Origin of the sequence: Streptomyces sp. 142MFCol3.1 (genome assembly GCF_000424945.1) — a bacterium.
Lineage (GTDB): Bacteria > Actinomycetota > Actinomycetes > Streptomycetales > Streptomycetaceae > Streptomyces > Streptomyces siamensis.
Window position 1 is genome coordinate 54,704 of the sequence record NZ_AUKV01000022.1, and the last position, 25,784, is coordinate 80,487.

General features: G+C 72.6%; 23 protein-coding genes and 1 pseudogene. 10 read left to right on the top strand and 14 right to left on the bottom strand.

Annotated features, from left to right (window positions below):
• Positions 1-60: 60 nt before the first annotated feature.
• From H305_RS0129380 to H305_RS0129400, 5 genes are all read right to left on the bottom strand, one after another.
• A complete protein-coding gene (locus H305_RS0129380) occupies positions 61-906 on the bottom strand; it encodes an SGNH/GDSL hydrolase family protein (protein WP_028803615.1) in 846 nt (281 codons plus the stop codon).
• Complete coding sequence (locus H305_RS0129385) at positions 903-2,057, bottom strand: glycosyltransferase (RefSeq protein WP_028803616.1); 1,155 nt, start codon at positions 2,055-2,057, stop codon at positions 903-905. Before H305_RS0129385 ends, H305_RS0129380 begins: the two co-directional genes overlap by 4 nt.
• Positions 2,054-3,316: a glycosyltransferase family 4 protein gene (locus H305_RS0129390; protein WP_028803617.1), complete on the bottom strand. Its 1,263-nt coding sequence runs from the start codon at positions 3,314-3,316 to the stop codon at positions 2,054-2,056. Before H305_RS0129390 ends, H305_RS0129385 begins: the two co-directional genes overlap by 4 nt.
• A gap of 139 nt (positions 3,317-3,455) precedes the next feature.
• On the bottom strand, positions 3,456-4,874 hold the full coding sequence (locus H305_RS0129395) for a hypothetical protein (RefSeq protein ID WP_028803618.1): 1,419 nt from the start codon (positions 4,872-4,874) through the stop codon (positions 3,456-3,458).
• A gap of 300 nt (positions 4,875-5,174) precedes the next feature.
• On the bottom strand, positions 5,175-5,567 hold the full coding sequence (locus H305_RS0129400; protein ID WP_028803619.1) for an ankyrin repeat domain-containing protein: 393 nt from the start codon (positions 5,565-5,567) through the stop codon (positions 5,175-5,177).
• A gap of 368 nt (positions 5,568-5,935) precedes the next feature.
• Here H305_RS0129400 and H305_RS0129405 point away from each other — a divergent pair, with 368 nt between their 5' ends.
• Entirely contained in the window at positions 5,936-6,130 is a 195-nt protein-coding gene (locus tag H305_RS0129405; RefSeq protein WP_028803620.1) for a hypothetical protein, read from the top strand.
• A gap of 37 nt (positions 6,131-6,167) precedes the next feature.
• A complete protein-coding gene (locus tag H305_RS0129410; RefSeq protein ID WP_028803621.1) occupies positions 6,168-7,793 on the top strand; it encodes an ATP-binding protein in 1,626 nt (541 codons plus the stop codon).
• A gap of 151 nt (positions 7,794-7,944) precedes the next feature.
• Here H305_RS0129410 and H305_RS0129415 read toward each other — a convergent pair whose 3' ends face one another.
• Positions 7,945-9,444 (bottom strand): PLP-dependent aminotransferase family protein, encoded by a 1,500-nt coding sequence (locus H305_RS0129415; RefSeq protein ID WP_028803622.1) that lies wholly within the window; start codon positions 9,442-9,444, stop codon positions 7,945-7,947.
• Positions 9,445-9,474: 30 nt separating this feature from the next.
• Here H305_RS0129415 and H305_RS0129420 point away from each other — a divergent pair, with 30 nt between their 5' ends.
• From H305_RS0129420 to H305_RS0129435, 4 genes are all read left to right on the top strand, one after another.
• The gene (locus H305_RS0129420; RefSeq protein WP_420708154.1) at positions 9,475-10,242 is read left to right on the top strand and encodes a YczE/YyaS/YitT family protein; all 768 of its coding nucleotides are present in this window, start codon (positions 9,475-9,477) and stop codon (positions 10,240-10,242) included.
• A complete protein-coding gene (locus H305_RS0129425) occupies positions 10,239-11,006 on the top strand; it encodes a glycerophosphodiester phosphodiesterase (protein ID WP_028803624.1) in 768 nt (255 codons plus the stop codon). Before H305_RS0129420 ends, H305_RS0129425 begins: the two co-directional genes overlap by 4 nt.
• Before the next feature lie 42 nt (positions 11,007-11,048).
• Positions 11,049-12,398 (top strand): MFS transporter, encoded by a 1,350-nt coding sequence (locus H305_RS0129430; protein WP_028803625.1) that lies wholly within the window; start codon positions 11,049-11,051, stop codon positions 12,396-12,398.
• 255 nt (positions 12,399-12,653) lie between these two features.
• The gene (locus tag H305_RS0129435; RefSeq protein WP_003977404.1) at positions 12,654-13,028 is read left to right on the top strand and encodes an RNA polymerase-binding protein RbpA; all 375 of its coding nucleotides are present in this window, start codon (positions 12,654-12,656) and stop codon (positions 13,026-13,028) included.
• 439 nt (positions 13,029-13,467) lie between these two features.
• Here H305_RS0129435 and fxsA read toward each other — a convergent pair whose 3' ends face one another.
• From fxsA to H305_RS0129455, 4 genes are all read right to left on the bottom strand, one after another.
• Entirely contained in the window at positions 13,468-14,040 is a 573-nt protein-coding gene (gene fxsA, locus H305_RS0129440) for an FxsA family membrane protein (RefSeq protein WP_028803626.1), read from the bottom strand.
• A 152-nt stretch (positions 14,041-14,192) separates the two neighbouring features.
• On the bottom strand, positions 14,193-14,984 hold the full coding sequence (locus tag H305_RS0129445; protein WP_028803627.1) for a polyprenol monophosphomannose synthase: 792 nt from the start codon (positions 14,982-14,984) through the stop codon (positions 14,193-14,195).
• 542 nt (positions 14,985-15,526) lie between these two features.
• A complete protein-coding gene (locus tag H305_RS0129450) occupies positions 15,527-17,152 on the bottom strand; it encodes an amidohydrolase (RefSeq protein ID WP_028803628.1) in 1,626 nt (541 codons plus the stop codon).
• Positions 17,153-17,218: 66 nt separating this feature from the next.
• Positions 17,219-17,659: an Lrp/AsnC family transcriptional regulator gene (locus H305_RS0129455; RefSeq protein ID WP_028803629.1), complete on the bottom strand. Its 441-nt coding sequence runs from the start codon at positions 17,657-17,659 to the stop codon at positions 17,219-17,221.
• Positions 17,660-17,925: 266 nt separating this feature from the next.
• On the opposite strand from H305_RS0129455, the gene H305_RS0129460 reads away from it, so the two are divergent.
• Entirely contained in the window at positions 17,926-18,363 is a 438-nt protein-coding gene (locus H305_RS0129460) for a hypothetical protein (protein ID WP_028803630.1), read from the top strand.
• Positions 18,364-18,373: 10 nt separating this feature from the next.
• On the opposite strand, the pseudogene H305_RS56115 reads toward H305_RS0129460, so the two are convergent.
• Positions 18,374-19,475, bottom strand: a pseudogene (locus H305_RS56115) (phosphotransferase family protein).
• Between the two features lie 310 nt (positions 19,476-19,785).
• On the opposite strand from H305_RS56115, the gene H305_RS56455 reads away from it, so the two are divergent.
• On the top strand, positions 19,786-20,040 hold the full coding sequence (locus tag H305_RS56455) for a hypothetical protein (RefSeq protein ID WP_078629289.1): 255 nt from the start codon (positions 19,786-19,788) through the stop codon (positions 20,038-20,040).
• On the opposite strand, the gene H305_RS0129475 is transcribed toward H305_RS56455, so the two are convergent.
• Positions 20,003-21,211, bottom strand: coding sequence for an acyl-CoA dehydrogenase family protein (locus H305_RS0129475; protein WP_028803633.1), 1,209 nt, complete (start codon positions 21,209-21,211; stop codon positions 20,003-20,005). The two genes, H305_RS56455 and H305_RS0129475, sit on opposite strands and share 38 nt — an antisense overlap.
• 406 nt (positions 21,212-21,617) lie before the next feature.
• Between H305_RS0129475 and H305_RS0129480 the strand changes: the two genes are divergently transcribed.
• The gene (locus H305_RS0129480; RefSeq protein WP_028803634.1) at positions 21,618-22,886 is read left to right on the top strand and encodes a glycoside hydrolase family 18 protein; all 1,269 of its coding nucleotides are present in this window, start codon (positions 21,618-21,620) and stop codon (positions 22,884-22,886) included.
• A gap of 93 nt (positions 22,887-22,979) precedes the next feature.
• Here the strand turns inward: H305_RS0129480 and H305_RS0129485 are convergent, their stop codons facing one another.
• Positions 22,980-23,681, bottom strand: a complete 702-nt coding sequence (locus H305_RS0129485; RefSeq protein WP_028803635.1) for a TetR/AcrR family transcriptional regulator — start codon at positions 23,679-23,681, stop codon at positions 22,980-22,982.
• A 237-nt stretch (positions 23,682-23,918) separates the two neighbouring features.
• The gene (locus H305_RS52665) at positions 23,919-24,065 is read right to left on the bottom strand and encodes an SCO1431 family membrane protein (RefSeq protein ID WP_107440123.1); all 147 of its coding nucleotides are present in this window, start codon (positions 24,063-24,065) and stop codon (positions 23,919-23,921) included.
• Positions 24,066-24,279: 214 nt separating this feature from the next.
• Between H305_RS52665 and H305_RS0129495 the strand changes: the two genes are divergently transcribed.
• Positions 24,280-25,761: a M1 family metallopeptidase gene (locus tag H305_RS0129495; protein WP_199791468.1), complete on the top strand. Its 1,482-nt coding sequence runs from the start codon at positions 24,280-24,282 to the stop codon at positions 25,759-25,761.
• The last annotated feature ends 23 nt before the right edge of the window (positions 25,762-25,784 follow it).

Below are 25,784 nucleotides of genomic sequence, written 5' to 3' on the forward strand. Positions count from 1 at the left end.
GCCGTCGCACACCTACGCCGAGCAGCCATGCGCCGCCCCGAGAAGGTCGCGGCCCCGTCCTCATGCCACGTCCGGCTGTTCGGCCGCCGAGAGGGCGGCGAGCGCGGACGCCACGGCGTGCGAGGCGCTCAGGTCGAGCCGGGCGCTGGTGCCGCGCGCCCGGTGCCGTACCTCGGCGGCGGCGAGGGTGAGGAGTTGCGGCAGCAGGTCCGTGCACCGGCGAGCCACCCACCCCGTGCCCGCGGTGGCCAGCCACCACAGGCCGGCCGACCGGGTCGGCGGCGGGAACTCGGGCTCGGCGCCGGGCGCCGTCCCCTGGGCGATGCCCTCGCGCGTGAGCAACGCATGGAAGCGGAGGGCGAGTTGCCGGTGCCCGCGCTCTCCGGGGTGCAGCCGGTCCGCGCTCCACATCGCGCGGTCCCGCAGCCACGCGCCCTCCGCGGCGTGCAGGTGCACCGCCCCGTACCGTTCGGACAGCGCGTGCACGACGGTGTTGACGGCCCGCTGCCGCCGGGCCAGGGGGCGGGCCAGGGCGCCCGGCAATCCGAGCATGGCGCCGGGATCCGGCAGGCACGCGGTGAGCAGGACGGCGTCCTGGCCCCGGAAGGCCGCGTACACCTCGTCGAGCCGGGCGGCCACGGCATGGATGTCGAAGGTGCACCGCAGGGTGTCGTTGACGCCGATCACGACGGACACCACGTCCGGCCGCATGGCCAGCGCCACCGGTGTCTGCCGCTCCAGCACGTCGCGGGTCTGCGCCCCGCTCACGGCGAGGTTGGTGAAGTCGACGGACCGGGCGAGGCCGTCGGCGAGCAGCGCGGCCCACCCCCGCCGGCGCTCGCCCACAAAGTCGCCCACGCCTTCCGTGAGCGAGTCGCCGAGGGCCACGAACCGAAGCGGTCTCATCCCACGCCCTCCTGGAGACGCGGCCGCGCCTGGACCTCGGCGTCGTGCGCGGCGAGGAAGCCCGCCACGGCGTCGTCCCAGCCGAAGCACTCCGCACGCGCGCGTGCCGCTTCCCTGCGCTCGCGTTCGGGCCGCCCGAGCAGCAGCCGTACCGCGTCCGCGAAGGACTCCCCGCTGTCCGCCGCCGTGGCGCCGGCCGCGCCCACGATCTCCGGGAGGGCGGACAGCGCGCTGGCCGCCACGGGGGTCCCGCAGGCCATGGCCTCCAGCGCGGCGAGCCCGAACGTCTCGGCCGGCCCGGGCGCCAGGCACACGTCGGCGGTGGCCTGGAGGGCGCCCAGAGCGGCACGGTCGGTGACGTGCCCGAGGAACGTGACGGGCAGGCCCCGCTCTCGTGCGCGCTGTTCGAGCCTGGCCCTGAGCGGCCCGTCTCCGGCGACGACGAGAACGGCCCGCTGTCCGCGCCGCAGCAGCGCTTCCAGCGCGTCGAGCGCCGTGCCCGGCCGCTTCTCGACCGACAGCCGCGAGCACATCACGAGCAGCACCTCGCCCCCGCGCGCGTGGCGGGCCCGCAGCGCGTCGTCCCGCAGCGCGGGATGCCGTCCGACCAGGTCGACGCCCAGGGGGGCGCGTACGACGTTGCGGGCGCCGATCCGGATGAACTCGCGCTCGGCGAACTCGGTGGTGCACACCACGCGCGCGTAGGTGTGCGCGGTGCGGACGTTGAGGGCGTCGGCGGTCCGCCGGGCCAGGCCCTGCGGCAGCCCCCAGGTCCGGAGCACCCCGTCGGCGGTCTCGTGGGAGACCATCACGGCCGGCACCCTGGCCCGCCGTGCCCACACCCCGGTCCAGCGCAGCGTGGTCCGGTCGGAGACCTCCAGGCGGTCGGGCGCGAGGGACTCCAGGAGCCCGGCCACCCGCCGCTTGTCGGTGAGCACCCGATAGCCGCCCGTCCCGGGCAGCAGCGGTCCGGGCAGCGTGATCACCCGGCCCTGTTCGGTCTCCTCGTCACTCGCGCGCTCGCCGGGGACGACGAGGACCGGTTCGTGCCCGGCCGCCCGGTAGCCGGCGCCGAGCTCACGCAGCGCGGTGCGCAGGCCGCCGGAGGCGGGGGCGACGAAGTTGGCGAGCCGTACGATGCGCAGCTTCATGCCGCCACCGGCTTCCGCGCGAAGAGCACGTCCGTGTAGTGCCCGATGAGCTGGTCGCCGACGGCGGCCCAGGTGCGGCCCTCGACCATGTCCCGCGCCGCGGTGCCGTAGGCCCTGCGCAGGCCGGGGTCCGCGGCGAGGGCGGCCACCGCGTCCCGTACGGCGCCGGCGTCGCGCGGCGGCACCAGCAGTCCGGTGCGGCCGTGGGCGACCAGGTCCAGCGGCCCGCCCGCGGCGGGTGCGACGACGGGCACGCCGCTCGCCATGGCCTCCTGCACGGTCTGGCAGAAGGTCTCGAAGGGGCCGGTGTGCACGAAGACGTCCAGGGAGGCGAAGATACGGGCGAGTTCGTCGCCCGTGCGACGGCCGAGGAACACGGCGCCGGGGAGGGCTCCCCTCAGGGTCGTCCCGCTCGGGCCGTCGCCGACCACGACCACGCGCACGCCGTCGAGGCCGCAGGCGCCGGCCAGCAGTTCAATGTGCTTCTCGGGGGCGAGGCGGCCGACGTAGCCCACGATCAGTTCGCCGCCGGGCGCCAGTTCGCGGCGCAGCCTTTCGTCCCGGTGTCCGGGGCGGAAGCGGACCGTGTCGACGCCGCGCGGCCACAGCCGCACCCGGGGCACGCCGTGCGCCTCCAGGTCGGCCAGGGCGGCGCTGGACGGGGCGAGGGTCCGGTCGGCGGCGGCGTGCACGGAGCGTATGCGCCGCCAGGCGGTGGCTTCGCCGGCGCCCATGTAGGTGCGGGCGTAGCCGGCGAGGTCGGTCTGGTAGACGGCGACGGCGGGGATGCCGAGCCGGGCGGCGGCGGCCATGCCGCGTACGCCGAGGACGAAGGGGCTGGCCAGGTGGACGATGTCGGCGCGGTGTTCGGTGATCGCGGCGGCGACGCGTCGGCTGGGGAGGGCGACGCGGACCTGGGGATAGCCCGGGAGCGGGAGGGAGGGGACACGGACGACGGGGCAGGGCGCCGAGGCGTCGGCCCTCTTCCCCGCGACGGGTTCACCGCCCCGTCCGTGAGCGTCCTCCCACCCGGGCGGAGCGGAGAACGGGGAATCGGCCGGGGCCGGGACGGACTTGGGGGACGCCGGGGGCTTGGCGGACGCGGCGGACTTGGGGGACGCCGGGGACTTGGGGGACGCCGGAGCGACGACGAGGGGGGCGTGACCGCGATCGACGAGGTGCCGGGCGGTCTGGAGCGCGCAGTGGGCCACGCCGTTCACATCGGGGGGAAAGGATTCGGTCACGATGACGACACGCATACCGGTGTTGTCGCCGTGCCGGACGTGGACGCGTCAAAGTGGATCTTTCCGCGCGGGGAACGTCCCATGAGCGTTGCGCTGCGCCCCTGTCCAGGTCAGCCCGCGTCCACGCCCCCCTGACTCACGGGTCACCGAACGTTCATACGGCGGGCATGTCGGGTCCGATCCGGCTGCGGACCGCTGTCTGGACATCGGCCTCCTCGGCCGGATCCGTGGCCAGCCGGCGCAGTTGGTCCACCACGCGCGCGTCACCGGTCTCGGCGTGCCGTGCGGCGACCTCGCGGGTCGTCTCCTCGCAGTCCCACAGGCATTCGACGGCGAAGCCGGCGGGGAACGAGGGGTCGGTGGCGGCCAGGGCGCGTGCGGCGCGCCCGCGCAGATGGGACGACGCCGTCTCCCGGTAGATGTGCCGCAGCACGGGGGCGGCACAGGCGATGCCGAGCCGTCCGGCGCCGTCGACGAGGGTCCACAGGGTGGGCGCGTCGGGGCCTTCGCCGCGTACCGCCTCGCGCAGTGCGTCGAGGACCAGTTCGCTGTCCTGGGCCCCGCCCCGGCAGGCGAGCATCCGCCCGGCGGCGGCCCCCAGGACGTCGGGCCGGTGCCCCCAGCCGCGCGCCCGGTCGACGGCGGCGACGCTGCGCATCCGCTCGAAGGCGTCGACGGCGGCGTCCACGACGGCTCTCGAACCGGTGGCGACCGCCGTCTCGATCAGGTCGAGGACTTCGGGGTCGTTGCCTTCGGCGAGATAGCGCAGGGCGGTGCAGCGCGCGCCCTCCCCGCCGTCGCGTGCGGCCGCGACGATCTCCGCCCGGTCCTCGGGACCCGCGACGGCCATGAGGCAGCGGGCGGCGGGGACGTGCAGTGCCGCCCCGCGGTCCATGCCCTGCTGCGCCCAGTCGAAGACCGCCTGCACGCTCCAGCCGGGCCGGGGCCCGCTGGGTCGCATCTGGCGCTGCCAGCGGTCGAAGGAGCCGGCCTCCTGGGCGCCGCGCACGCGCGCGCCGACGGATGCGCGGGGATCGTCGGCCCACAGTCGCCAGGGCCGGGGCTCGAAGGCGTCGCGCACGACGGCGGCGAGGGCGGCCTCGCCCTCCGGACCGGCCGGGAACCGGGCGAGCACGGGTTCGGCCAGGGCGCGCAGTCCCGCATCGTCGTCACGCAGCGCCAGCTCGTCCAGGGCCCAGGCCCAGTTGGTGCCCACGGCGGCGTACCTGCGCAGCAGTTCGAGCGCGCCGCGCCTGCCGTACGAAGCGAGGTGGCCGAGAACCGCCAGGGCGAGCCCGGTGCGTGACTCGCACTCGTCGAGAGTGTCCTCGACGTCGAAGAGGTGGCGCTCGATCTCGTCGAGCTCGCCGCTCAGGTCGAGGTAGAGACGGGCGTAGTAGAGGGAGCGGTTCTCCACCTGCCAGTCGTGGCGGGGGTCCCGCAGCACACAGTGGTTCAGCGCCGCGAGCGCTTCGGCTCGCGGTGCGGTGAGCGCGTGCAGCGTGCCGTCGCCGCGGCCCCTCTGGAGCAGGCCGAGCAGCGTGGCGCTGGGCGCTATGACCGGATCGAACATGGGAAACAGCCTCACATCAAGCGTCGACGCAACCGGGAACCTGCATTACCTGGCCGCGTGACAACACGTCGGTGCGCCCGCCGTTTCTTGCTTGCTGTAGACCATCTTCCTCTGCCTCTCGTCGGTGGCCCATGCGGGCCGGATCACGGCCCGCGCGGTGCGGCAACACCTGCCCAGCCATCGCGTCCGTGAATCACGACGTCATGATGACTCGGCAGTTCTTCCTGCCGCGACCGTATTTCCGGCGGCCCCGTACCGCCTCCCCCGTTTTTCGCGTTTCGCCTGGTCAGGATGTATGCGTCAATGCGCGCCGAACAATTCGAGCAGTTCGGTCTTGCCGAACATGCGTGCGGTGTCGACGGCCGAGGGCGTCCCGGCGGCGGGATCGGCGCCGGCGTCCAGGAGCACCCGGATCACGGTCTCCTCACCCTTGAAGACGGCACCGGCGAGCGGTGTCTGGCCTCGGTCGTTCACGCGGTCGGCCTCGGCGCCGCGCTCCAGCAGGGCGCGGACGGCCTCGGCGTGGCCGTGGTAGGCGGCGAGCATCACGAGCGAGTCACCGCGGTCGTTGGTGAGGTTGGCCGGAACACCCGCGTCGACGTACGCCACCAGCGTCTCGGTCTCGCCGCGGCGGGCCAGATCGAAGATCTTGGTCGCCAGCTCCACGACCTCGGGGTCGGGGGCTTCACTCATCGGCCGGACCGCCTCTCACAACGACAACAACGGGGACTGCGGGAGCTTACGACAGCGAGCGGAGCCGTCACGCCCGGACCTGCACGGGGTCAGGGATGCGCCCGTACGGGTGAATCGCCAGCGTACTGGCTCCGGCGGCACATGACCGGCCCCGCCGACGGCAAAGATCACAGCGGATCCACGGGCCGACGGCGAACGCATCAGGCCCACCCGGGCGCCTCAGGACGACTCTGCCACCTGGATGAAATCACCACGAAATCACCCAGTTGCACCTTTTATCGTATGGATACATCCTGTGATCCTGGAAGTACTCATGGTGACTGTCCCCACGAACCAGGTGACTGTCCCCACGAACCAGGAGAGCTCAAATGATCTTGTCCATCTCAGGTGTGGTCCTGCTCGGCGTCATCGTCTTTCTCTTCTTCCGCAAGGACGGTCTCAAGGCATCGCACTGCCTGGTGTCGACCCTGTTCGGCTTCTACCTGGCGAGCACGGCCATCGCACCGAGCATCAAGGCCGGTGGCGAGAGCCTGGCGAGCCTCCTCGGCGGGATCAAGTTCTGACGCCCCTCCCCCTCGCACGCACCACCAGGAGACAGCAGTGGCCCGGCGCCCCCTCCCCCGCATTCTCAGCAGCGGCAGCGCGCAGATCGCCCGAAGCCGGGAGCTGGCCAGGACGGCGGCCGACAGCGCCACCGATGTCCTCCAACCGCTGATCACGATCACCCGTGGACTGCGTCGGCTGGCCGGGGCCGGACGGCGCAAGTGGGCCGACACCCCCAAGGACCGGCGCGGACCGCTGCTGTTCCTGGCGGCCTCCGCGGTCATGGTCGTGGCTCTGCTGCCGTACGGGCCGCTGCTCGCCGCCATCAGCCTGATGGCGGCGGCAGCGTGGACCGGACGCGAACGCGCGGCGCCCGAGCCGACAGGCCCCGACGAGTCCCAGGTCCAGCGCCTCCAGTCGCTGTACGAGGCTCTGGTCCCGTACTTCTCGACGGCCGAGGACCCCGCTCCCCTGTACGCCCACGGCGGCGACTGGGAGAAGGCCTTCCCTTCGTTCGAGTTCGACGACGACGGGCGCGTGTCCCGTCTCCTCGTCCGCTATCCGGCGTACTTCACGGACGGCGAGACGGAGTCCCGGGCCCGGATCGAGCAGTTGCTGCACGCGAAGTCGGGGCGCGGTCGCGAGTACCACTTCGCGTGGGACGAGGAGGGCAACGAACTCGCCGTCGACGTGCTGCCTCCGCTGCCCACCGACATCGCCGCCCAGCGCTTCGTCACCGCGCCCGGCGAGACGGTCCTCGGCTTCACCGACCCCGCCGACGTCCAGCGCACGCTGCCCCTCACCCACGGGGAGGAAAAGCGGGACGTCCCGCCCGTCGTCTGGCGCACGGGTGTCCGCTCGACCGAGCCGCACCTGCTGATCGCGGGCCAGCCCGGCAGCGGCACGACCACCTTGCTGCGCTCCATCGCCCTCCAGGCACTCCAGCACGGCGACGTGGTCGTCGTCGAGGGTGCGGGCACCGGCGAGTACGCCTGCCTGACCGGCAGGGACGGCGTGCTGGCCGTCGAGTGCGCGCCGGCCGGGGCCCTCGCGAGCCTCGAATGGGCGGCGCACGAGACGGAGCGGCGGCTGATCGCCGCGAACCGCGCCCGGCAGGCGGGGCACCCCACTCCGGACGACGTCAAGAACCCGTTGTGGATCCTGCTGGACAGGCCCAGCGCTCTGGGCCACCTCGCCGCCGCCGACGGGCGCAACGACCCACAGGCGCTCCTCCAGGTCCCCCTCCGCCACGGCAGGGCAGCCGGCGTCATGGTGGTGGTGGCGGAGCACTTCGACAGCCTCGACTGCCTCAGCGACGCCGTGCGGCAGCACACCCGCGCGCGCGTGGTGCTCGGGGCGGCGTCCTCCGAGCAGCTGGAGGCGGTGCTCGGGGCCCCGCCGCACACCACGCCGACCCGGAACGTCCCGCCCGGGCGCGGCTACGCGCGGCTCGGGAGCGGGCCCGTCCTCCGGATCCAGGTCCCGGCGACTCCGGACCCGTACGACGAAACGACCAGCGAGGCGCAACGGCAGGCCGTGCTCGGCCTGCTTCCCGGACGGACGACTCCGGGCGCCCCGGACACACGGCCCGTCGAGGCGCTCCCCGGGGAGGCACAGCCCGCGAAGTCCCTCACCGCGGACGCCCAGCCCACGGCGTCCCTCCCGGTGGCGGCCGAGGGCTGAGACTCCCGTCCCGTTCCGCACCTTCTCATCAGGCCTGAGCCGAAGTCCCTCGGCTCAGGCCTGATGGTGTCGAAGCCCGGTGCGCGTGGCGACGTGGGCCCCGGCCGTACGGCTTCGGGCGCTGCGGGGGCTTCGAGGGCTTCGAGGGCAGCTACGCCACGAACGTGCGCGGCGCCTCGTTCCCGGTGCTCGCGCCGTTCTCGACCAGGCGGGCCGCCGCCGCCAGGCGCACCGCGGCCTCCTCGGCCACCGCGCCGCCCACCGTGAACGGCAGGCGCACATAGCCCTCGAAGGCGCCGTCCACACCGAAGCGGGGGCCGGAGGGGACGCGTACGCCGACGCGTTCGCCCATCTCGGCCAGGCGGGAGCCGGACAGGCCGCCGGTCCGCACCCACAGCGTGAGGCCGCCCCGGGGCACCGAGAACTCCCATCCGGGCAGCTCACGCCGCACCGCGGCCACGAGGGCGTCGCGGTTCTCCCGGGCCTGCCCGCGCCGGATGTCCACGGCCTGCTCCCAGCCTCCGGTGCTGAGCAGCCAGTTCACGGCGAGCTGCTCCAGCACGGGTGTGCCCAGGTCGGCGTAGGCACGGGCGGCAACCAGGCTGCGGATGACGTCTGGAGCGGCACGCACCCAGCCGATCCGCATCCCGGCCCAGAAGGCCTTGCTCGCGGAGCCGACGGTGATGACAGTAGATCCCGCGGGGTCGAAGCCGCACACCGGGCGCGGCATGTCCAGTCCGTCCTCCAGATGCAGCTCGCTCATCGTCTCGTCGACGACGAGCACGGTCCCCGCCGAGCGTGCCGCTTCCACGAGCCCCCGCCGCCGGCCCTCGTCCGCGAGGGCGCCGGTCGGGTTGTGGAAGTCGGCGACCACGTAGGCGAGGCGCGGGGCCGCGTCGCGCAGGACCTGACGCCAGCGGTCCATGTCCCAGCCCGCGAGCCCCTCGGCCATGGCGACGGGCACCAGCCGGGCTCCGGCCTCGCGCATCAGCTGGAGGATGTTGGCGTAGGAGGGGGACTCGACGGCGATGCGCTCGCCGCGCCCCGCGAACAGGTGGCAGATGGCGTCGATCGCGCCCATCGCCCCGGTGGTCACCATGATCTGCTCGGGCATGGTCGGGATCCCGCGCGCGGTGTACCGCTCCGCGATCATCGAGCGCAGCGCGGGCAGCCCCGCGGGATAGTCGCCGTGCGTGTGCGCGTACGGCGGCAGCTCCTCCAGGGCGCCCTGCACGGCGCGGGTGAGCCAGGGCTCGGGTGCGGGCAGCGCCGCGCAGCCGAGGTCGATCACGGATCCGAGGGCCTCGGGGGGCAGCGGTTCCAGGCCGCGCGCGGGCAGTGGGTTGCCGGCCGGCACGGCGGTCCAGCTGCCCGCACCGCGCCGGGACTCCAGGAATCCCTCGGCACGCAGCGCCTCGTAGGCCGCGGCGACGGTCGTACGGCTGACGGAGAGGGACAGTGCCAGTTCCCGCTCGGCGGGCAGCCGCGCGGCGACCGGCACCCGGCCCTCCAGCACCAGCAGCCGGATGCCGTCGGCGAGGGCGCGGTAGGCGGGCGGTCGGCGGGTCCCGGGGCCCGCGGGCCGCTCCTGCTGGGAGTTGAGGAGCCGGGCGAGCTGTGCGGCGCCCACCGCCGAGGTCCACTGCGCCATGATTTCCAGTCCACCTTCCCCGAATTGGCCATGGATGGCTTTTCTTCTCAAGCCACAGAGTGTCACGAGCCAGGCCAGTCCGACCACAGGGGGCACCACTTGTCCATCCGCTCCGCGCGTTCGCACCCCGTCGAGAGCCCCTCGGGCCCCCAGTCCCGGCGGCTGCCTCGCCGCCTCGTCCAGCTGTACGTGGGCCTGGCCCTTTACGGCGCGAGTTCGGCGCTCCTCGTGGAGTCGGGGCTCGGTCTGGAGCCCTGGAACGTGCTGCACCAGGGGCTCGCCGAGCTGACCGGTCTGACGATCGGCGTGGTGTCGATCATCGTGGGGGCGGCGGTACTGCTGCTCTGGATCCCGCTGCGCCAGCGCCCGGGCCTCGGCACCGTCTCCAACGTCTTCGTGGTCGGCATCGCCATGGACGGCACACTGGCGCTGCTGCCGGACGCACACACACTGGCGGTGCGGATCCCGCTGCTGGTGGCGGGCGTCCTGCTGAACGGCGTGGCGACCGGCCTCTACATCTCGGCGCGCTTCGGCCCGGGCCCCCGCGACGGTCTGATGACGGGCCTGCACCGGCGCACCGGCCGCTCGATCCGCGTGGTGCGCACGGTCCTCGAACTGGCCGTCGTCGCCACCGGCTTCGCGCTCGGCGGCACGGTCGGCGTCGGCACGGTGCTGTACGCGGTCGCGATCGGCCCCCTCGCCCAGCTCTTCCTGCGTGTGTTCGCCGTCCCGACGGCACCGGCCGGCAGCGCCGTCGTTGCCGCCGGGCAACCGGAGCGCGCGATACTGCCCGGGTGAGCACGCGCATACGCCATCCGTACCTCGACCATCCCGGCCCGATCGCGTTCGCGCACCGGGGCGGGGCGGCGGACGGCCTGGAGAACACCCTCGCCCAGTTCCGCCGCGCGGTCGAGACCGGCTACCGCTACATGGAGACCGATGTGCACGCGACGGCGGACGGCAGACTCGTCGCCTTCCACGACGACACCCTGGACCGGGTGACGGACGGGGAGGGCCGGATCGCGGACCTCCCCTGGGACGACGTGCGCCGCGCGCGCGTGGCGGGCAAGGAACCGGTGCCACTGTTCGAGGAACTGCTCGACATCTTCCCCGACGTGCGCTGGAACGTGGACGTGAAGGCCGAACCCGCGCTCCGGCCCTTCCTCGACCTGGTCGAGCGGACCGGGGCCTGGGACCGCGTGTGCCTCGGCTCCTTCTCCGAGGCGCGGGTCGCGCGCGCCCAGCGCCTGGCCGGGCCGCGCCTTGCGACGTCGTACGGCACCCGCGGTGTCCTCGGCCTGCGGCTGCGCTCCTGGGGCGTGCCCGCGCCCCTGCGCCGCTCCGCGGTCGCCGCCCAGGTGCCCGAGTCGCACTTCGGTGTGCCGGTGGTCGACCGCCGCTTCGTACGGGCCGCCCACGCGCGCGGGCTCCAGGTGCACGTGTGGACCGTGAACGAACCGGAACGGATGCACCGGCTCCTGGACCTGGGAGTCGATGGCATCATGACCGATCACATCGACACGCTGCGCAAGGTCCTGGAAGACCGGGGCACCTGGTTCTGAGCCTCCTCGCGCGGTCCGTCCACGGGGAAGCGAGGGGCACGGGTGAGCACTGACACCGTGCGCACGGAGCCGGCCGACGAGGCCGCCGAGCGCCGGCGCGAGCAGCGCGGCTGGTACTTCTACGACTGGGCGTGCTCCGTCTACTCGACGAGCGTGCTGACCGTCTTCCTGGGCCCCTACCTCACGTCGGTCGCGGAGCACGCGGCGGACGCGGAGGGCTTCGTCCACCCCCTGGGCGTCCCGGTCCGTGCCGGCTCCTTCTTCGCCTACGCTGTCTCGGCGTCCGTCGTCCTGTCGATCCTCGTGATGCCGGTGGCGGGCGCGGCGGCGGACCGGACGGGCCGCAAGAAGCCGCTGCTCGCGGCCGCCGCCTATCTGGGTGCTGCGGCCACCACCGGCATGTTCTTCCTGGAGGGCGACCGCTATCTGCTGGGCGGGGCGCTGCTGGTCGTCGCCAACGCCTCGGTGGCCGTGTCGATGGTTCTCTACAACTCCTACCTGCCGCAGATCGCCCCGCCGGAGGAACGCGACGCCGTCTCGTCCCGGGGCTGGGCCTTCGGCTACGCGGCCGGTTCCCTCGTACTGGTCGCGAACCTGGTCCTGTTCACCGGCCACGACTCCTTCGGCGTCTCCGAGTCGACTGCCGTCCGCATCTGTCTGGCGTCGGCGGGCATCTGGTGGGGCGCCTTCACCCTCGTCCCCCTCACACGGCTGCGCGACCGCCGTACGCGCGCCTCCGGGGGGCCGTCGGTGCACGGCTGGCGGCAGCTGGCGGCCACGGTGCGGGACATGCGCGGCAAACCGCTCACCCTGGCGTTCCTGCTCGCGTACCTCGTCTACAACGACGGCATCCAGACCGTCATCTCGCAGGCCTCGGTGTACGGCTCCGAAGAGCTCGGGCTGAGTCAGTCCACCCTGATCGTGGCCGTCCTGCTGGTCCAGGTGCTCGCCGTCGGCGGCGCGCTGGGCATGGGGCGGCTGGCCCGCGTCTACGGCGCGAAACGTACGATCCTCGGCTCGCTCGTCGCCTGGACGGTGACCCTGGGCGCCGGGTACTTCCTCCCCGCGGGCAGGCCCGTCTGGTTCTTCGTCCTCGCCGCCGGCATCGGCCTGGTCCTGGGCGGCAGTCAGGCGTTGTCGCGCTCCCTGTTCTCGCATCTGGTGCCGCGCGGCAAGGAGGCGGAGTACTTCTCGGCGTACGAGATGAGCGACCGCGGGATGAGCTGGCTCGGGCCGCTGCTGTTCGGTCTGACGTACCAGCTCACCGGAAGTTATCGGGACGCGATCGTCTCGCTGGTGGCCTTCTTCGTCATCGGGTTCGTGCTGCTCGCCCGGGTCTCGGTGGGGCAGGCGGTCCGCGACGCGGGGAATCCCGTACCGGACAGGATTTAGCACCCGGCGCCAAAGAGCGGTAGTGTACGCGTTTGGCCTGCCAGGCGTACCGTTACTGCGCGTCAAAGATGCTGAAGCGTTGGGTGACATCTGTTCCCAGATGTGACAAACCGGGCGGCTGTGGGTACAACAAGGGGCGGCTACGACGGCGACGCATGACCCGGAACGGGAATCTTTACCGCCGACCGGACGTTGACCGGATGACGACGACAGCGACACCTGTCCTGTGGGCGACAAGCCCGGGAGGCACGATTCATGAGTGAGCGAGCTCTTCGCGGCACGCGCCTCGTGGTGACCAGCTACGAGACGGACCGCGGCATCGACCTGGCCCCGCGCCAGGCCGTGGAGTACGCATGCGAGAAGGGGCACCGGTTCGAGATGCCCTTCTCGGTCGAGGCGGAGATCCCGCCGGAGTGGGAGTGCAAGGTCTGCGGGGCCCAGGCACTCCTCGTGGACGGCGACGGCCCTGAGGAAAAGAAGGCCAAGCCTGCGCGTACCCACTGGGACATGCTGATGGAGCGGCGTACCCGAGAGGAACTCGAAGAGGTCCTCGAAGAGCGCCTGGCCGTCCTGCGCTCCGGCGCGATGAACATCGCGGTGCATCCGCGGGACAGCCGCAAGTCCGCCTGACCCCGCGGGGCCGGACGGCATACACAAAGCACGCCGAGACCGCGGGCACGTACGTCAGTCGTACGGGCCCGCGGTCTCGTGCTGCCCTGGGCCACTTCGCGCACGCTGCCCCGGACCGCGTCGCGGGCCGTCGCGGGCGGGGAGTGGGTGCCGCACCGACGTCCGCCGCGCAGGCGCCTCCGCCGGCCGGCCGCCACGAGCCACCCCGTCAGACTCCGCCGGGACGCGTCACACCGGCACCGGTCCCGCGAGAGCGCCGTTGCGCCGGCAGCCGCCGCGGCGACCCCGACGCCCGCCTCCGGTCGCCCCGAGAATGAGTCGTCCCGCGCCCCCAGTCCCCCACAGGCGCCCTGCACGGCCCCGCCCGCCCTCCCGCCGCTCGCGCACACCCCCGTCGCGCCACGCGGGCGCCTCGCGACGGGCGTACGACGCCCGGACGTCAGCGGGTCAACGGCGGGTACTCACCGGGCCGCGGGCTCGGCCGGCCGTCGTCCCTGACGACCTCGCCCGGCACCACCTTGCCGTCGGGCCGATGGATGCGGGCCTGCTGGAACGCGTCGCCGAAGGTGCCGGGGACGGCCTCCCGCATCTTGCGGTCGAGGGTGCGCTCCGCGTATCGGCCGACGGCCTTCTGGACGACCGGGATCAGCAGAAGAAGGCCCACGGCGTCGGAGATGAGCCCCGGGATCATCAGCAGCAGACCACCGAGCATCATCAGGCCGTTGCCCCGGCCGCCCTGGCCGGCGGGCGCGACACCGCTCTGCTGCTGTTGCAGCGTCTCGCTGAGGTTGCGGAAGGCACGGCGCCCGGCGCGCTTGATGACCACCCCGCCGAGCACGAACCCGGCGGCCAGCAGCACGAACACGGCGAAGCCGCTCGCCGTCCCCGCGACCACGGTCAGCAGCCAGATCTCCAGCACCAGCCACCCCGCGATGCCGAGCGGCAGGAAGGTGCGCAGCCGCGATCGCCGCGGCCGGGCGGGGTAGGAGGAAGTCGGGGCGCCAGTCGTCATGCTCCCAGTGTGCCTGGACCCGGCTCAGTACGGGATAAGCGGATGACCGGCCGCGCCCACCCTCCGCGGGAGAGCGCCCCCCGCCTGGGCGAGGGACGCGATGGAGGGCGGCCGGGCGCCGGGGGACGCCCCGCGACGGTGCCCGGCGGGCGTCAGGAGGACTTGCGCCCGGTGATCCGTCCGACCCGCTCCCCCACACCCCACGTGGTGACGCGCCACAACGCCTCCACCAAAATGTCGCGGCTCATCTTGGAGTCGCCCAGTTCCCGCTCCACGAAGGTGATGGGGACCTCCACGACGTGGTAGCCCGCCTTCACCGCGCGGCGCGCGAGGTCCACCTGGAAGCAGTAGCCCTGGGAGGCGACCTCGCCGAGCCCGAGGCCTTCGAGGGTCTCGCGCCGGAAGGCGCGGTAGCCGCCGGTGACGTCACGGATCGGCACGTCGAGCAGCACGCGCGAGTAGAGGCTGCCGCCGCGGGAGATGAACTCGCGGGACTTGGGCCAGTTCACCACCCGGCCGCCCGGCACCCAGCGGGAGCCGAGCACGAGGTCCGCCCCCTTGAGCGCGGTCAGCAGCCTCGGCAGCTCCTCCGGCTGGTGCGAGCCGTCGGCGTCCATCTCGATGAGCACGCCGTAGCCGTGGTCGAGGCCCCAGCGGAAGCCCGCGAGATACGCGGCGCCGAGTCCTTCCTTGCCCTTGCGGTGCATCACCTGGACGTTGCCGTCCTCGGCGGCCAGCTCGTCGGCGAGCTTGCCGGTGCCGTCCGGGCTGTTGTCGTCGGCCACCAGGACGTGGGCCTCGGGCACGGCGGCGCGTACGCGACCGACGATCCGCTTGATGTTCTCCGCCTCGTTGTAGGTCGGGATGATCACCAAGGCCGTGCCGAGCGGGCCGAACTGCCTCCCCTGGGCTTGTGCCGCGAGGGTCCCGTCGCCGTCGTTCACTGCTGCCCCTTCATGTCCGTACGCAGAGGTCCACCATAGTGCGCCCAACCGGCACCGCTGCGTCGGCGCGTCAGTACAGGGGTGTCGACTCGACAAGTGCGGGGCAGGACTGCGTTTTCGGAGGCTGGAGGCGTGTGCTGCGGGATCGGGGCCCGGCGCCCTTCGGGCCGACCAGGGACCCGCTGGCTGCGAGTCGACCGAAAGCCGTTGTCTACTGAACGTCCGGGCCCCACCCGGGTCACACCTGCCGACTTGTCGGAACGTTCCCTCGCGTCGCGGCGCGGGCGCTGGGCCTGGCTCCCAGTGGTGGTGCGCCGGTGCGGCACATCACCCCTGACCCAGCGGCGCCTCGACGGCCGCGCGGAAGTTCCCCGGTCGGACGTCCGGTGGTGGACCCGGCCGAACCTACCGGCCCCCTGCGGCCCGGTGTCAACAGTCGTCTGAGCTGCGGTTTTCCACACAAATCCCTGGTCAGTGCGGAGGATGCGCAGGTCGCGCGACGAAGCCGCGGACGACGACGGGGGCCGCGCCACCCCCGGACATCACTCGTTAGGCCGTACGAATACCGTCCGGCCGCCGACGACGGTGCGCAGGCAGACGGGCAGGTCGCCTCCCGGGGTCAGATCCGGCAGTCCGGGCGTGCCGGACCGGGGGTCCGTCGACCAGCGGGCGACGCGGTCGTCGGGGGCCTGCACGACGAGGTCGCCGGTGCGCCATACGGCATAGTCGGCGGGCGCGCCGGGCACCAGGATGCCCGCGTCGTCACGTCCGACGGCCCGCCAGCCGCCCCGCGTATGCGCCGTGAACCCGGCGCGTACGGACACCCGGTGCTCAGGTGTGCGATGGAAGGCGGCGGCCCGTACGGTGCCCCACGGGTCGAGCGGCGTGACGGGGCTGTCGGAGCCGAACGCGAGCGGTACGCCGCTGCGCAGGAGGGCGGCGAAGGGGTTCAGCGCGCGGGCCCGTTCGGCGCCGAGACGCTGCGCGTACATGCCGTCCTCGCCGCCCCACAGCGCGTCGAAGGCGGGCTGCACGGAGGCCGTCAGGCCGAGCTCGGCGAAGCCCGCGATCGTCTCGGGGGTGAGCATCTCGGCGTGCTCGACGCGGTGCCGGGCGGCCCGGACCCGGGCCAGGCCGACCTTCTCGGCAGCGGCGCGCACGCCCTCGACGACAGAGGCCACGGCGGCGTCGCCGATCGCGTGGAAGCCCGCTTGAAGGCCGGCCTCGGTGCAGGCCACCACGTGCGCGGCGACCGCGGCGGCGTCGAGGTAGGCGGTGCCGCCGTGCCCGGCGTCGGCGTACGGCTGGTGCAGGCAGGCGGTGTGCGAGCCGAGGGAGCCGTCGGCGAAGAGGTCGCCCGCCGCGCCCAGCGCACCGAGCGCGCGGGCCCTGTCGATGCCCTCCTCGCCCGCCTCGGCCCAGTAGCCGACGACCCGGGGGCCGGGCTCCTCGGCCGCGAGCCTCAGCAGGGCGGCGAAGTCGTCCTCGGAGGAGATGTCGGGGCCACCGCATTCGTGCACGGAGCCGATGCCGAGCGAGGCGGCGCGCGCGAGGGCGGCGCGCTGGGCCCGGGTGCGCTGCTCCCCGGTGACGGCGCCGAGCGCCGCGGCGCGCACGGCGTGGTGGGCGTCGCGGGTCAGGGAGCCGTCGGGCGAGTGACCGGCCTGGTCCATGACGCCCGGGACCAGGTCGAGGAGTGCAGTGGTGACCACGGCCGAGTGCACGTCGATGCGGGAGAGGTAGAGCGGCCTGCCGCCGGTGGCCTCGTCGAGTGCGGCGCGCGTCGGGGGCTGCCCGCCGGGCCAGCGGGCCGCGTCCCAGCCGTGCCCGAGCAGCACCCGGTCGCCGGGGTGGGCGGCGGCGAAGTCGCGCACCAGGGCGAGGGCCGTGTCCAGGGAGCGGGCGCCGGACAGGTCGAGGCCGCTGAGCGCGAGCCCGGTTGCGGTGGTGTGCACGTGCGCGTCCGTGAACGCCGGGGTGACCAGGGCGCCTTCGAGGTCCACGACCTCGTCGACCCCGTCCACGAAGGCGTCGGCCGCGCCCTCGGAGCCGACCCAGGCGATTTGTCCTCGCTCCACGACCATCGCGGTGGCGAAGGGGTCGGCGGGACTGTGGACCTCTCCACCGCGCAGCAGCACGGTGTCCGACGAGGCGGTGCTCTCACTCATGGAGACAGTCTCGCGCCTGCCGGCACGCTCCCCGCGCGCGGGGCCCGCAAAAGGGGGCGAACGACGTCAGATCCGGGGCGGTCGCGCCTCGTAGGGGGTGGACAGCACGACCGTCGTACGGGTCGAGACACCCGCCAGGGTCCGCAGCCGGGCGAGGAGTTCCTCCAGCTCGTGCGGGGTGGAGACGCGCACCTTGAGGATGTAGTTCTCGTCGCCGGCGACGCTGTGGCAGGCCTCGATCTCCGGGACGTCGGCGAGACGTTCCGCGATGTCGTCCGGGGCGCTGGGGTCGAACGGTTTCACCGAGATGAAGGCGGTCATGGGCAGCCCGACGGCCTCCGGGTCCACGACCGCCGCGTAGCCGCGGATCACGCCGCGCTGCTCCAGCCGACGCACCCGCTGATGCACGGCGGACGTGGACAGGCCCGTGGCCTTGCCCAAGTCGGTGTAACTCATCCGCCCGTCTGCGACGAGCAGCTGCACAATCTGTCGGTCCAGCTCCTCCATGACGCAAGAACCTACAGGGCGCTTGATCCCCCGGAAACCTCAGCAGCGCAGGTCATACCCGGTTTGTGATGTGTCTGTGCGTGAGCCGTGCGGCGCGCGGGGGACAAATCGACCGCGCCGGGCACCTGCACGCGGCATGTGACGAACACCACACGCCCGCAACCGGGTCCGTGATGTTCTCGTGATTACCACTGAGACCGGACGGGAAGTGCTTGCTGTGGTCGAGGTCGCAGCGCCTTGTCGACCCACCCGAGGGGGAGAATCCCATGCAGAGTCTTAAGCGCCCTGGTCGTACTGCACCCAAGCGGCAGCAGCCGGTTGTCGAGCCCGAGCCGGAGGGCGTCGAACCGGACGCCCTGGACGGCGAGGAGTTCGACGCGTACGACACCTTCGAGATGTACCGGGTGATCTGCCCGGACTGCGCGCAGCCCATCGCGCTCCTGGCGGACGAGGAGTTCCTGCCGGAGCACGCGCTGTGCGCCTCGCCGTGGAACCCGTTCGGGCTCTCGGTCTGCTCGGGCACCGGCCGCGCGGCGGCCGACACACGCCCTGCGGACGAGTCCGAGGAACCCCAAAAACAGGACATGGGCCTGCTGTTGACGCTCCCTCAGGGGCTCGACTGGCGCATGCAGCCGTTCTCTCACGTGGGTGGTCCGGGCTCGCGCCCGATGCGCATTCCCGTGATGCCGCGCCAGGCGGCCTGACGCCGCGGGCTCAACGGCCGACGCCCGGTCCGTCCCGGTAACTGCCCTGCACCATGGCCCGCAGGCCGCCGTGGTGCAGGATCAGTGTGTCCGGGTCCGCGGGTACGGCGACCTCGCCGAAGTGCGCCTGGCGGCAGGCGACGCGCAGCATGACGATCGCGTGCCGCAGCGCCGCGTACCGGGTGTGGAAGTCCATGTCCCGCGGTACGTGGCCGGTGAGTTCGGCGTAGCGACGCTCGGCGCGGTCGCGGTGCAGGAAGCCGGCCAGACCTGCCTGGCCGAAGCCCACGGTGAGGTCCTGGAAGAAGCGGTGCAGATGGACGGTCCAGCCGAGGTCGACCTCGGGCGGGGCCGGGCCGCCATCCGCCAGTCGAGGACGGCGGCCGGTTCGAAGCCGTCGTGGACGACGTTCCCGATGCGCGCGTCAAGCCGGTCGAGCACCGCCTCGCCCTCCTCGCGCGGTCAGAGCTCCTCGAGACGGTCCAAGGCGCTCTCGATGAGCGGTGAGTGTGACAGCCCGTCAGTCACCCATGCGTAGTAGGGGTGTTGGTATGTGACGTGCCGGCGCAGCGGACCACCGTCGCCGGCCAGCGCCAGGATGTCGGCATCCTCCACGGGCACCTGGTCGTGCAGTCGGGCCAGGAGTCCGATCGACGCCGCCTCCAGGTGCGCGAGCTCGTCGTCGCTCGCCGCGTGCAGCCAGTTCCCCTCGTACGTGTAGGACATCACGTCCGGTGGCACGCGCCCGTCGACCCGTTCCACGACGAAGAAGGGCGCCCCGAGCGGCGGCGGGTCCTCCTCCAGCCAGAGCACCCGCGGCACCGGCAGTCGGTGCGCTCGGCGACCAGGCGCATGGTGCGGTACTGGCGCGGCATGTCGTGCACGGGGAACACGGCGTACGCCGACGGGTCCGCCCCGAGTCTCAACGCGCAGCCGCGCAGGGGCGGTTCGGGGTGCTCGATGTCGAACGGGAGGGTCTCGCCGGACATTCCGTCGGACGCGGGAACGGTCACGTCGACGGCCGCGGCGCCGGGCGGTCTCGTCCGCAGCCAGTGGGTCAGCCGGCGCGCCGGTTCGTCGGGTTCACGCCGCAGTGCACCCCTGACACCCACCCGGACGGGAGAGCCCGCGGGGCGAACGCATGCGCGGCCGGGGGACGGCTCGATCGCGGACCGCCTCACCGGATGCGCGCGCCCGACGGATCCGATGCGAAAGCACGGGTCACGGGCGGGCCACGCCAGATGTGCGCGCTCCCACCGGCGGCCGTGAGCCTGCCGACCACGCGGTGAGCCACGCCGGGCGAGGGCCCGCCCGTCGGCGTCCAGGCGCCGCGCCCGGCAGGCCCCCGTACGGGCCTGGAGTGAACTCACGGTCGATTCCGTGCGCGGGTGACCTGCCCGGCCGCACGCGCGTTGCCCCGGTATGACCCCCACCTACTCCGCGACCGGTCGTCGGCGCCGGATCTTCGTCCCCGCTCCGACAGAACCGGTTCGGCAGGGGCCCCCGCCGAACCAGGATCCGCCCATCTACCGCGCCATGATCCGCACCTGGGCCGATCGCGGCCGCACGCTACCGGGGCGGCACGACCCGGAGTGGGTCAGGCTGGCCGCCCCGGCGCCGATGTACGGGTACGGGCAGTTCAGCGCGAGTCGGGACCCGCGAGGTGACGGGCGATGACCATGCGCTGGATCTGATTGGTGCCCTCGACGATCTGGAGCACCTTGGCCTCGCGCATGTAGCGCTCGGCGGGGAAGTCGGCGGTGTAGCCGTAGCCGCCGAGCACCTGCACTGCATCCGTGGTCACCTTCATCGCCGTGTCCGTGCACAGCAGCTTGGCCATGGCCGCCTGCTTGGAGAAGGGCCGTCCCGCGTCGCGCAGCCGCGCCGCGGCAAGATACAGCGCCCGGCCCGCCTCGATCTGCGTCGCCATGTCCGCGAGCATGAAGCGCAGTCCCTGGAAGTCCGAGATGGGACGACCGAACTGCTGGCGGCCGGTCGCGTAGGCCACGGCCTCGTCGAGCGCCGCCTGGGCCACGCCGATCGCGCAGGCGGCGATGCCGAGGCGTCCGGAGTCGAGCGCGGACAGGGCGATGGCGAACCCCTGGCCCTCTTCGCCGAGCCGGCGGTCGTCCGAGATCCGCACCCCGTCGAGGTGGACCTGGGCGGTGGGCGAGCCCTTCATGCCCATCTTCTTCTCCGGCGGCGCGGCGCTCAGCCCCTCGGCGTCCCCCGGCACCAGGAAGGCCGTGATCCCGCGGGGCCCTTCGCCGCCGCTGCGGGCGAGCACGGTGTAGAAGTCGGCGACACCGCCGTGCGTGATCCACGCCTTGGTGCCGGTGATCACCCACTCTCCCCCGCTCCCGGCTCCCCCCGGACGGGAGGGGTCCCCGTCCTCGCGCACGGCCTTGGTGCGCAGTGAGGCGGCGTCCGACCCGGAGGACGGCTCGGAGAGGCAGTACGCGCCGAGGAGTCCGCCGCCGAGCATCGCGGGCAGGTGCTCGACCTGCTGCTCCTTGGTGCCGTAGTTCGCGAGGGCGTGGCAGGCGAGGGTGTGCACACTGACGCCGAGGCCGACGGTGAGACGGGCCGCGGCGAGCTCTTCGAGCACCTGGAGGTAGACCTCGTACGGCTGGTCGCCGCCGCCGTACTCGGAGGCGTAGGGCAGACCGAGCAGACCCGCTTCGGACAGCAGCCCGAAGACGTCGCGCGGGAAGCGTCCGGCGTCCTCCTCCTCGGCCGCCTTCGGGGCGATCTCACGCTGCGCGATGTCGCGGACGAGCGAGATCAGATCCCGGGCCTCGTCCGTGGGCAGTTGACGGTCCACCGGCTGCGGGGCGCGGTCGGGCATGGCGACGCTCTCCTCCCTGTCGGGCACATCGGCGGACGCACACCTGGGTGGGGCTGCTCCGCCGGGTCTCACCTGGCCCAGCCGATGCTCCCGCTCCGGGTTGCGGAACGCGCTGATCAGCGGCTGTGGCGCTGTGAGTATGCCCGATCGGAGGCACCGAGTCACCAGTTAACGACCGCTTACTCAAAGAAAGGGAAATTGGTCCGAACCATTGACGCACTGGTCTAGTCCTCCTAGGGTTCCCTCGACGCCTTAACGCGTTCATGCCAAGCGGCATCGGCGGGCCCGGCCCCCCATTGCCTGGCACCCGACGGGCCGAGCGGCCCGCAACCGGCGGCCCCCACGGCCGTCGGCAGGTCCAAGCACCATCGCCCCCACACGCTCCCCTCCCCCACGAGGAGACACGATGCTCAGACCGCACCGCCCCCGCGCCTCCCTCCGGGCGCTCCTGTCCGCCGCCTGCTGCGCCGTCCTGGGCGCCGGACTGCTCGCCGGTGCCGGCACCGCGACCGCCACACCCGAGTCCCGCGCCGCCGGCACCACGCAGGCCGGCACCGCGCAGGCCGCCGCGGCCGGATCCAAAGTCGTCGGCTACTTCACCGAATGGGGTGTCTACGACCGGAACTACCACGTCAAGAACATCGAGACCTCCGGCTCGGCCGCCAGGCTGACCCACATCAACTACGCCTTCGGCAACGTCACGGGCGGCAAGTGCGCCATGGGAGACGCGTACGCGGCGACGGACAAGGCCTATACGGCCGACCAGTCCGTGGACGGCGTCGCCGACACCTGGGACCAGCCCCTGCGCGGCAACTTCAACCAGCTGCGCGAGCTCAAGAAGAAGCACCCGGGCCTCAAGGTCCTGTGGTCCTTCGGCGGCTGGACCTGGTCGAGCGGCTTCGGCGAGGCCGCGCGCAACCCGGCCGCGTTCGCCCAGTCCTGCTACGACCTGGTCGAGAACTCCAAGTGGGCGGACGTCTTCGACGGCATCGACATCGACTGGGAGTACCCGAACGCCTGCGGCAACACCTGTGACACCAGCGGCAAGGCGGCGTTCAAGAACCTGATGTCGGCGCTGCGGTCGAAGTTCGGCAGCGGCAACCTCGTCACCGCGGCGATCACGGCCGACGCCACCGACGGCGGCAAGATCGACGCCGCCGACTACGCGGGCGCGGCGCAGTACGTCGACTGGTACAACCCGATGACTTACGACTTCTTCGGGGCCTGGGACGCGGCGGGCCCGACGGCTCCGCACTCGCCGCTGAACTCGTACACCGGCATACCGAAGGCGGGCTTCCACACCTCCGCGACCATCGCGAAGCTCAAGGGCCTCGGCATTCCGGCCGCGAAGCTGCTGCTCGGCATCGGCTTCTACGGCCGCGGCTGGACCGGTGTGACGCAGGCGGCGCCGGGCGGCACGGCGACGGGTCCGGCGGCGGGCACGTACGAGCAGGGCATCGACGACTACAAGGTGCTCAAGACCAAGTGCCCGGCGACCGGCACGGTCGGCGGCACCGCGTACGCCAAGTGCGGCAACGACTGGTGGAGTTACGACACCCCGTCGACCATCGCCGGCAAGATGAGCTACAAGAACGCGCAGGGCCTGGGCGGCACCTTCTTCTGGGAACTGAGCGGTGACACCTCGAACGGCGAACTGATCAAGTCGATCGACTAGCCGCAGTTGTACGGCGACAGGGGCGGGGGCCTACGGCGGCCCCTGCCCCTGTCACGTTCGCGCGGATGCCCGGTGACCCCGGCCCGGGGACGCTCAGACGTCCTCCCGGCGGGCGGCCTCCGGGGCCGGATAGGAAGGGTCGAGCTCCTCGACGGCACGCATCGCGCCGCCCAGCATCTTCACCAGCAGTTCGCGCATGGTGTCGCGCGGCAGCGCCGGATCGCCGATCCAGTCGAGGGTGGCCCCCTCGACGCTGTACAGCCACCCGAGCAGGGCCATGCGCGGCAGCGGGGCGATGCCGCGCCGCCCGCCCGCGCTCCCGGCCTCGCCGCCGCAACGGCGCGCACCCCACGCCCCTTCGGCGATGGTCTCGACGATGACCTCGCGCACGCCCTCCCGGATGGCCTGCACCTCGGTGTCGAAGCCGACACCCCCGGTGATGATCGTGCGGTACGCGGCCTGATTGTGCTCGGCGTAGCGCAGATAGCCGTCGATCGTACGGTGCACCCGCTCCTCGGGGGGCAGTTCGAGGCCGTCCGCCGCACGGGAGATCAGATCCGCCACGGAGTCCTGGACGATGGCGAGGTAGTAGCCGCGCTTGGACTTGAAGTAGTAGTAGATCAGCCCCTTGGCGACATGCGCCTGCCGCGCGATGTCGTCCATCGACAGCGCGTCGTAGGACGTGTCGGCGAAGAGCTTCCGTCCGATGGCGATGAGTTCGGCACGGCGCGCCAGTGAGCGGTCGGTGCCGCGCGCCCGGGGACGGTCGACGTCGCGTTGTTGACTATTATTCAATTCCGGCCCAAGTCTCCACCTGCCGACAGGACATCGGAAGTATGGCAGACCTGGGCCACCTGCTCGTTCGACTCCCGTCGATCGCCCCGGCGCCCGCCCGGCGCGTGGGCCGGGGGTGGAGGTCAGAGGCGCGCGAGCGATCCGACGTGTGCGCTGCCCCCGCAGGGCGCGGAGCCGTCGGCGGGGATCGGAGCAGTCCGAGTCGGGTGATCGGACAGTCCGAGCCGGTTGAGGTGATCAGAGCAGTCCGAGCTGGGTGATCAGCATCGCGACGACCACCACCAGGGTCCAGCCCAGGGCGTGCTCAAGGATCTTGGGGCCGTCTTCCTGCGGCCCGCCGGTGCGGGCGCGGGCACGGGAGCTGGTGGCGGAGGTCGCGGTCATGGCATCTCGCTGACGTAGTGGTGCGGTGGCGTCCCCCCGCTTCGGCCGGCTCCCCACCGGCTCGTCCACCTTGCCACCGGCAGGGGTCGCGGCGGTAGAGACCTGGGTCACGCCCACACTTCGACGTAGTTCGAATGGCCCGTGATTCCACAACGATGCCCGGGGACTGTGCGTCTCCTCACACGAAAGTGGTCGGCCAACCGAAAGGTCTTCGATGAGCACGTTCCGGATGCCCCGCCGCAGAGCTCGCCTGGCCCTCGCGTCGGCGATCACCGTGGCGGCCGCCCTGACGGGTCCCGCCTCCCAGGCCGCGCCTGCGACCTCCGAGGCCCCCTCGCCCGGTGCGGCCGGGCTCGGCGACCCGATCTTCCCGCTCGACGGCAACGGCGGCTACGAGGTCGGCCGCTACACCCTCGACTTCGACTGGCAGGCCCCGAGGACGCCCTTCGAGGCCTCCGCCACGATCAGGGCGACCGCGACGCAGGCCCTGTCCCGCTTCGACCTGGACTTCGCCGGCAACACTCTGCACTCGGTCACCGTGAACGGGAAGTCGGCCACCGCCGTGCGCGACGGGGACGAGCTCGTCATCACCCCGAAGGCGGCCCTGCCCCGGGGCAAGGCCTTCACGGTCAAGGTCACCTACACCGCCGACCCGACCCGGATCCGGCACCGCGACGACGCCATCGAGGACTACGGCTGGATCCCCACACCGGACGGCACGGTGCTCTATCCGCAGCCCGACGGCGCCAAGATGATCTTCCCGTCGAACGACCATCCGAGCCGGCGCGCACCCATCACCTTCCACATCACGACTCCGGCCGGGCTGTCCGCGGTCGCCAACGGCAAGCTCACCGGGCGCACCGAGCAGGCCGACGGGCGCGTGAAGTGGACGTACGACTCCGAGCAGCCGCTGGCGACGCAGCTCGCGCAATTGGCCATCGGCCGGTTCACCTTCGTCGACGGCACCGGCCCGCACGGGCTGCCGATACGTGATGTGGTCCCGGACGACCTGGTGGCGCCGACCGAGGAGTACCGCAGGCTCACCACCGACCACATCGCCTGGCTGGAGGAGCGCCTCGGTCCCTACCCGTTCAACCGCTACGGCGTCCTCGTCGGCGACACCGACCTGGGCGTGGCGCTGGAGACGCAGTCGCTGTCCCTGGTCCCGAAGGCCGATCTGCTGGGCACACGGGTCGACGCCGAACGCAATCTCGTACACGAGCTGGCCCACCAATGGACCGGTGACAGCGTCGGCATCAAGACCTGGTCCGACCTGTGGCTGAGCGAGGGCCACGCGCGGTTCTACGAGCGGCAGTACTCGCAGGAGCACGGCGGCGACGACTTCGAGGCCACCATGAAGACCGCGTACACGAGCCACGACCAGTGGCGCCACGACTACGGCGCCCCGGCCGAACCGACCGAGCCGAACCTCTTCAAGCGGATGCGCTACGACGGCTCGGCGCTCGTCCTGTACGCGCTGCGCGAGAAGGTCGGTGAGGAGACCTTCGGGAAGATCGAGCGCGCCTGGGTGACGACGTACGAGGGGAGGGCCGGGAGTACACAGGACTACATCGACCTGGCCTCGAAGGTCGCGGGCGAGGATCTCGACGGCTTCCTGCACCCGTGGCTGTACGGGGCGAAGACCCCGCCGATGCCGAACCACCCCGACTGGGTGGTCGCCCCGGTCCAGGGCTGACCACCCGGGGCGGCCCCTCCACG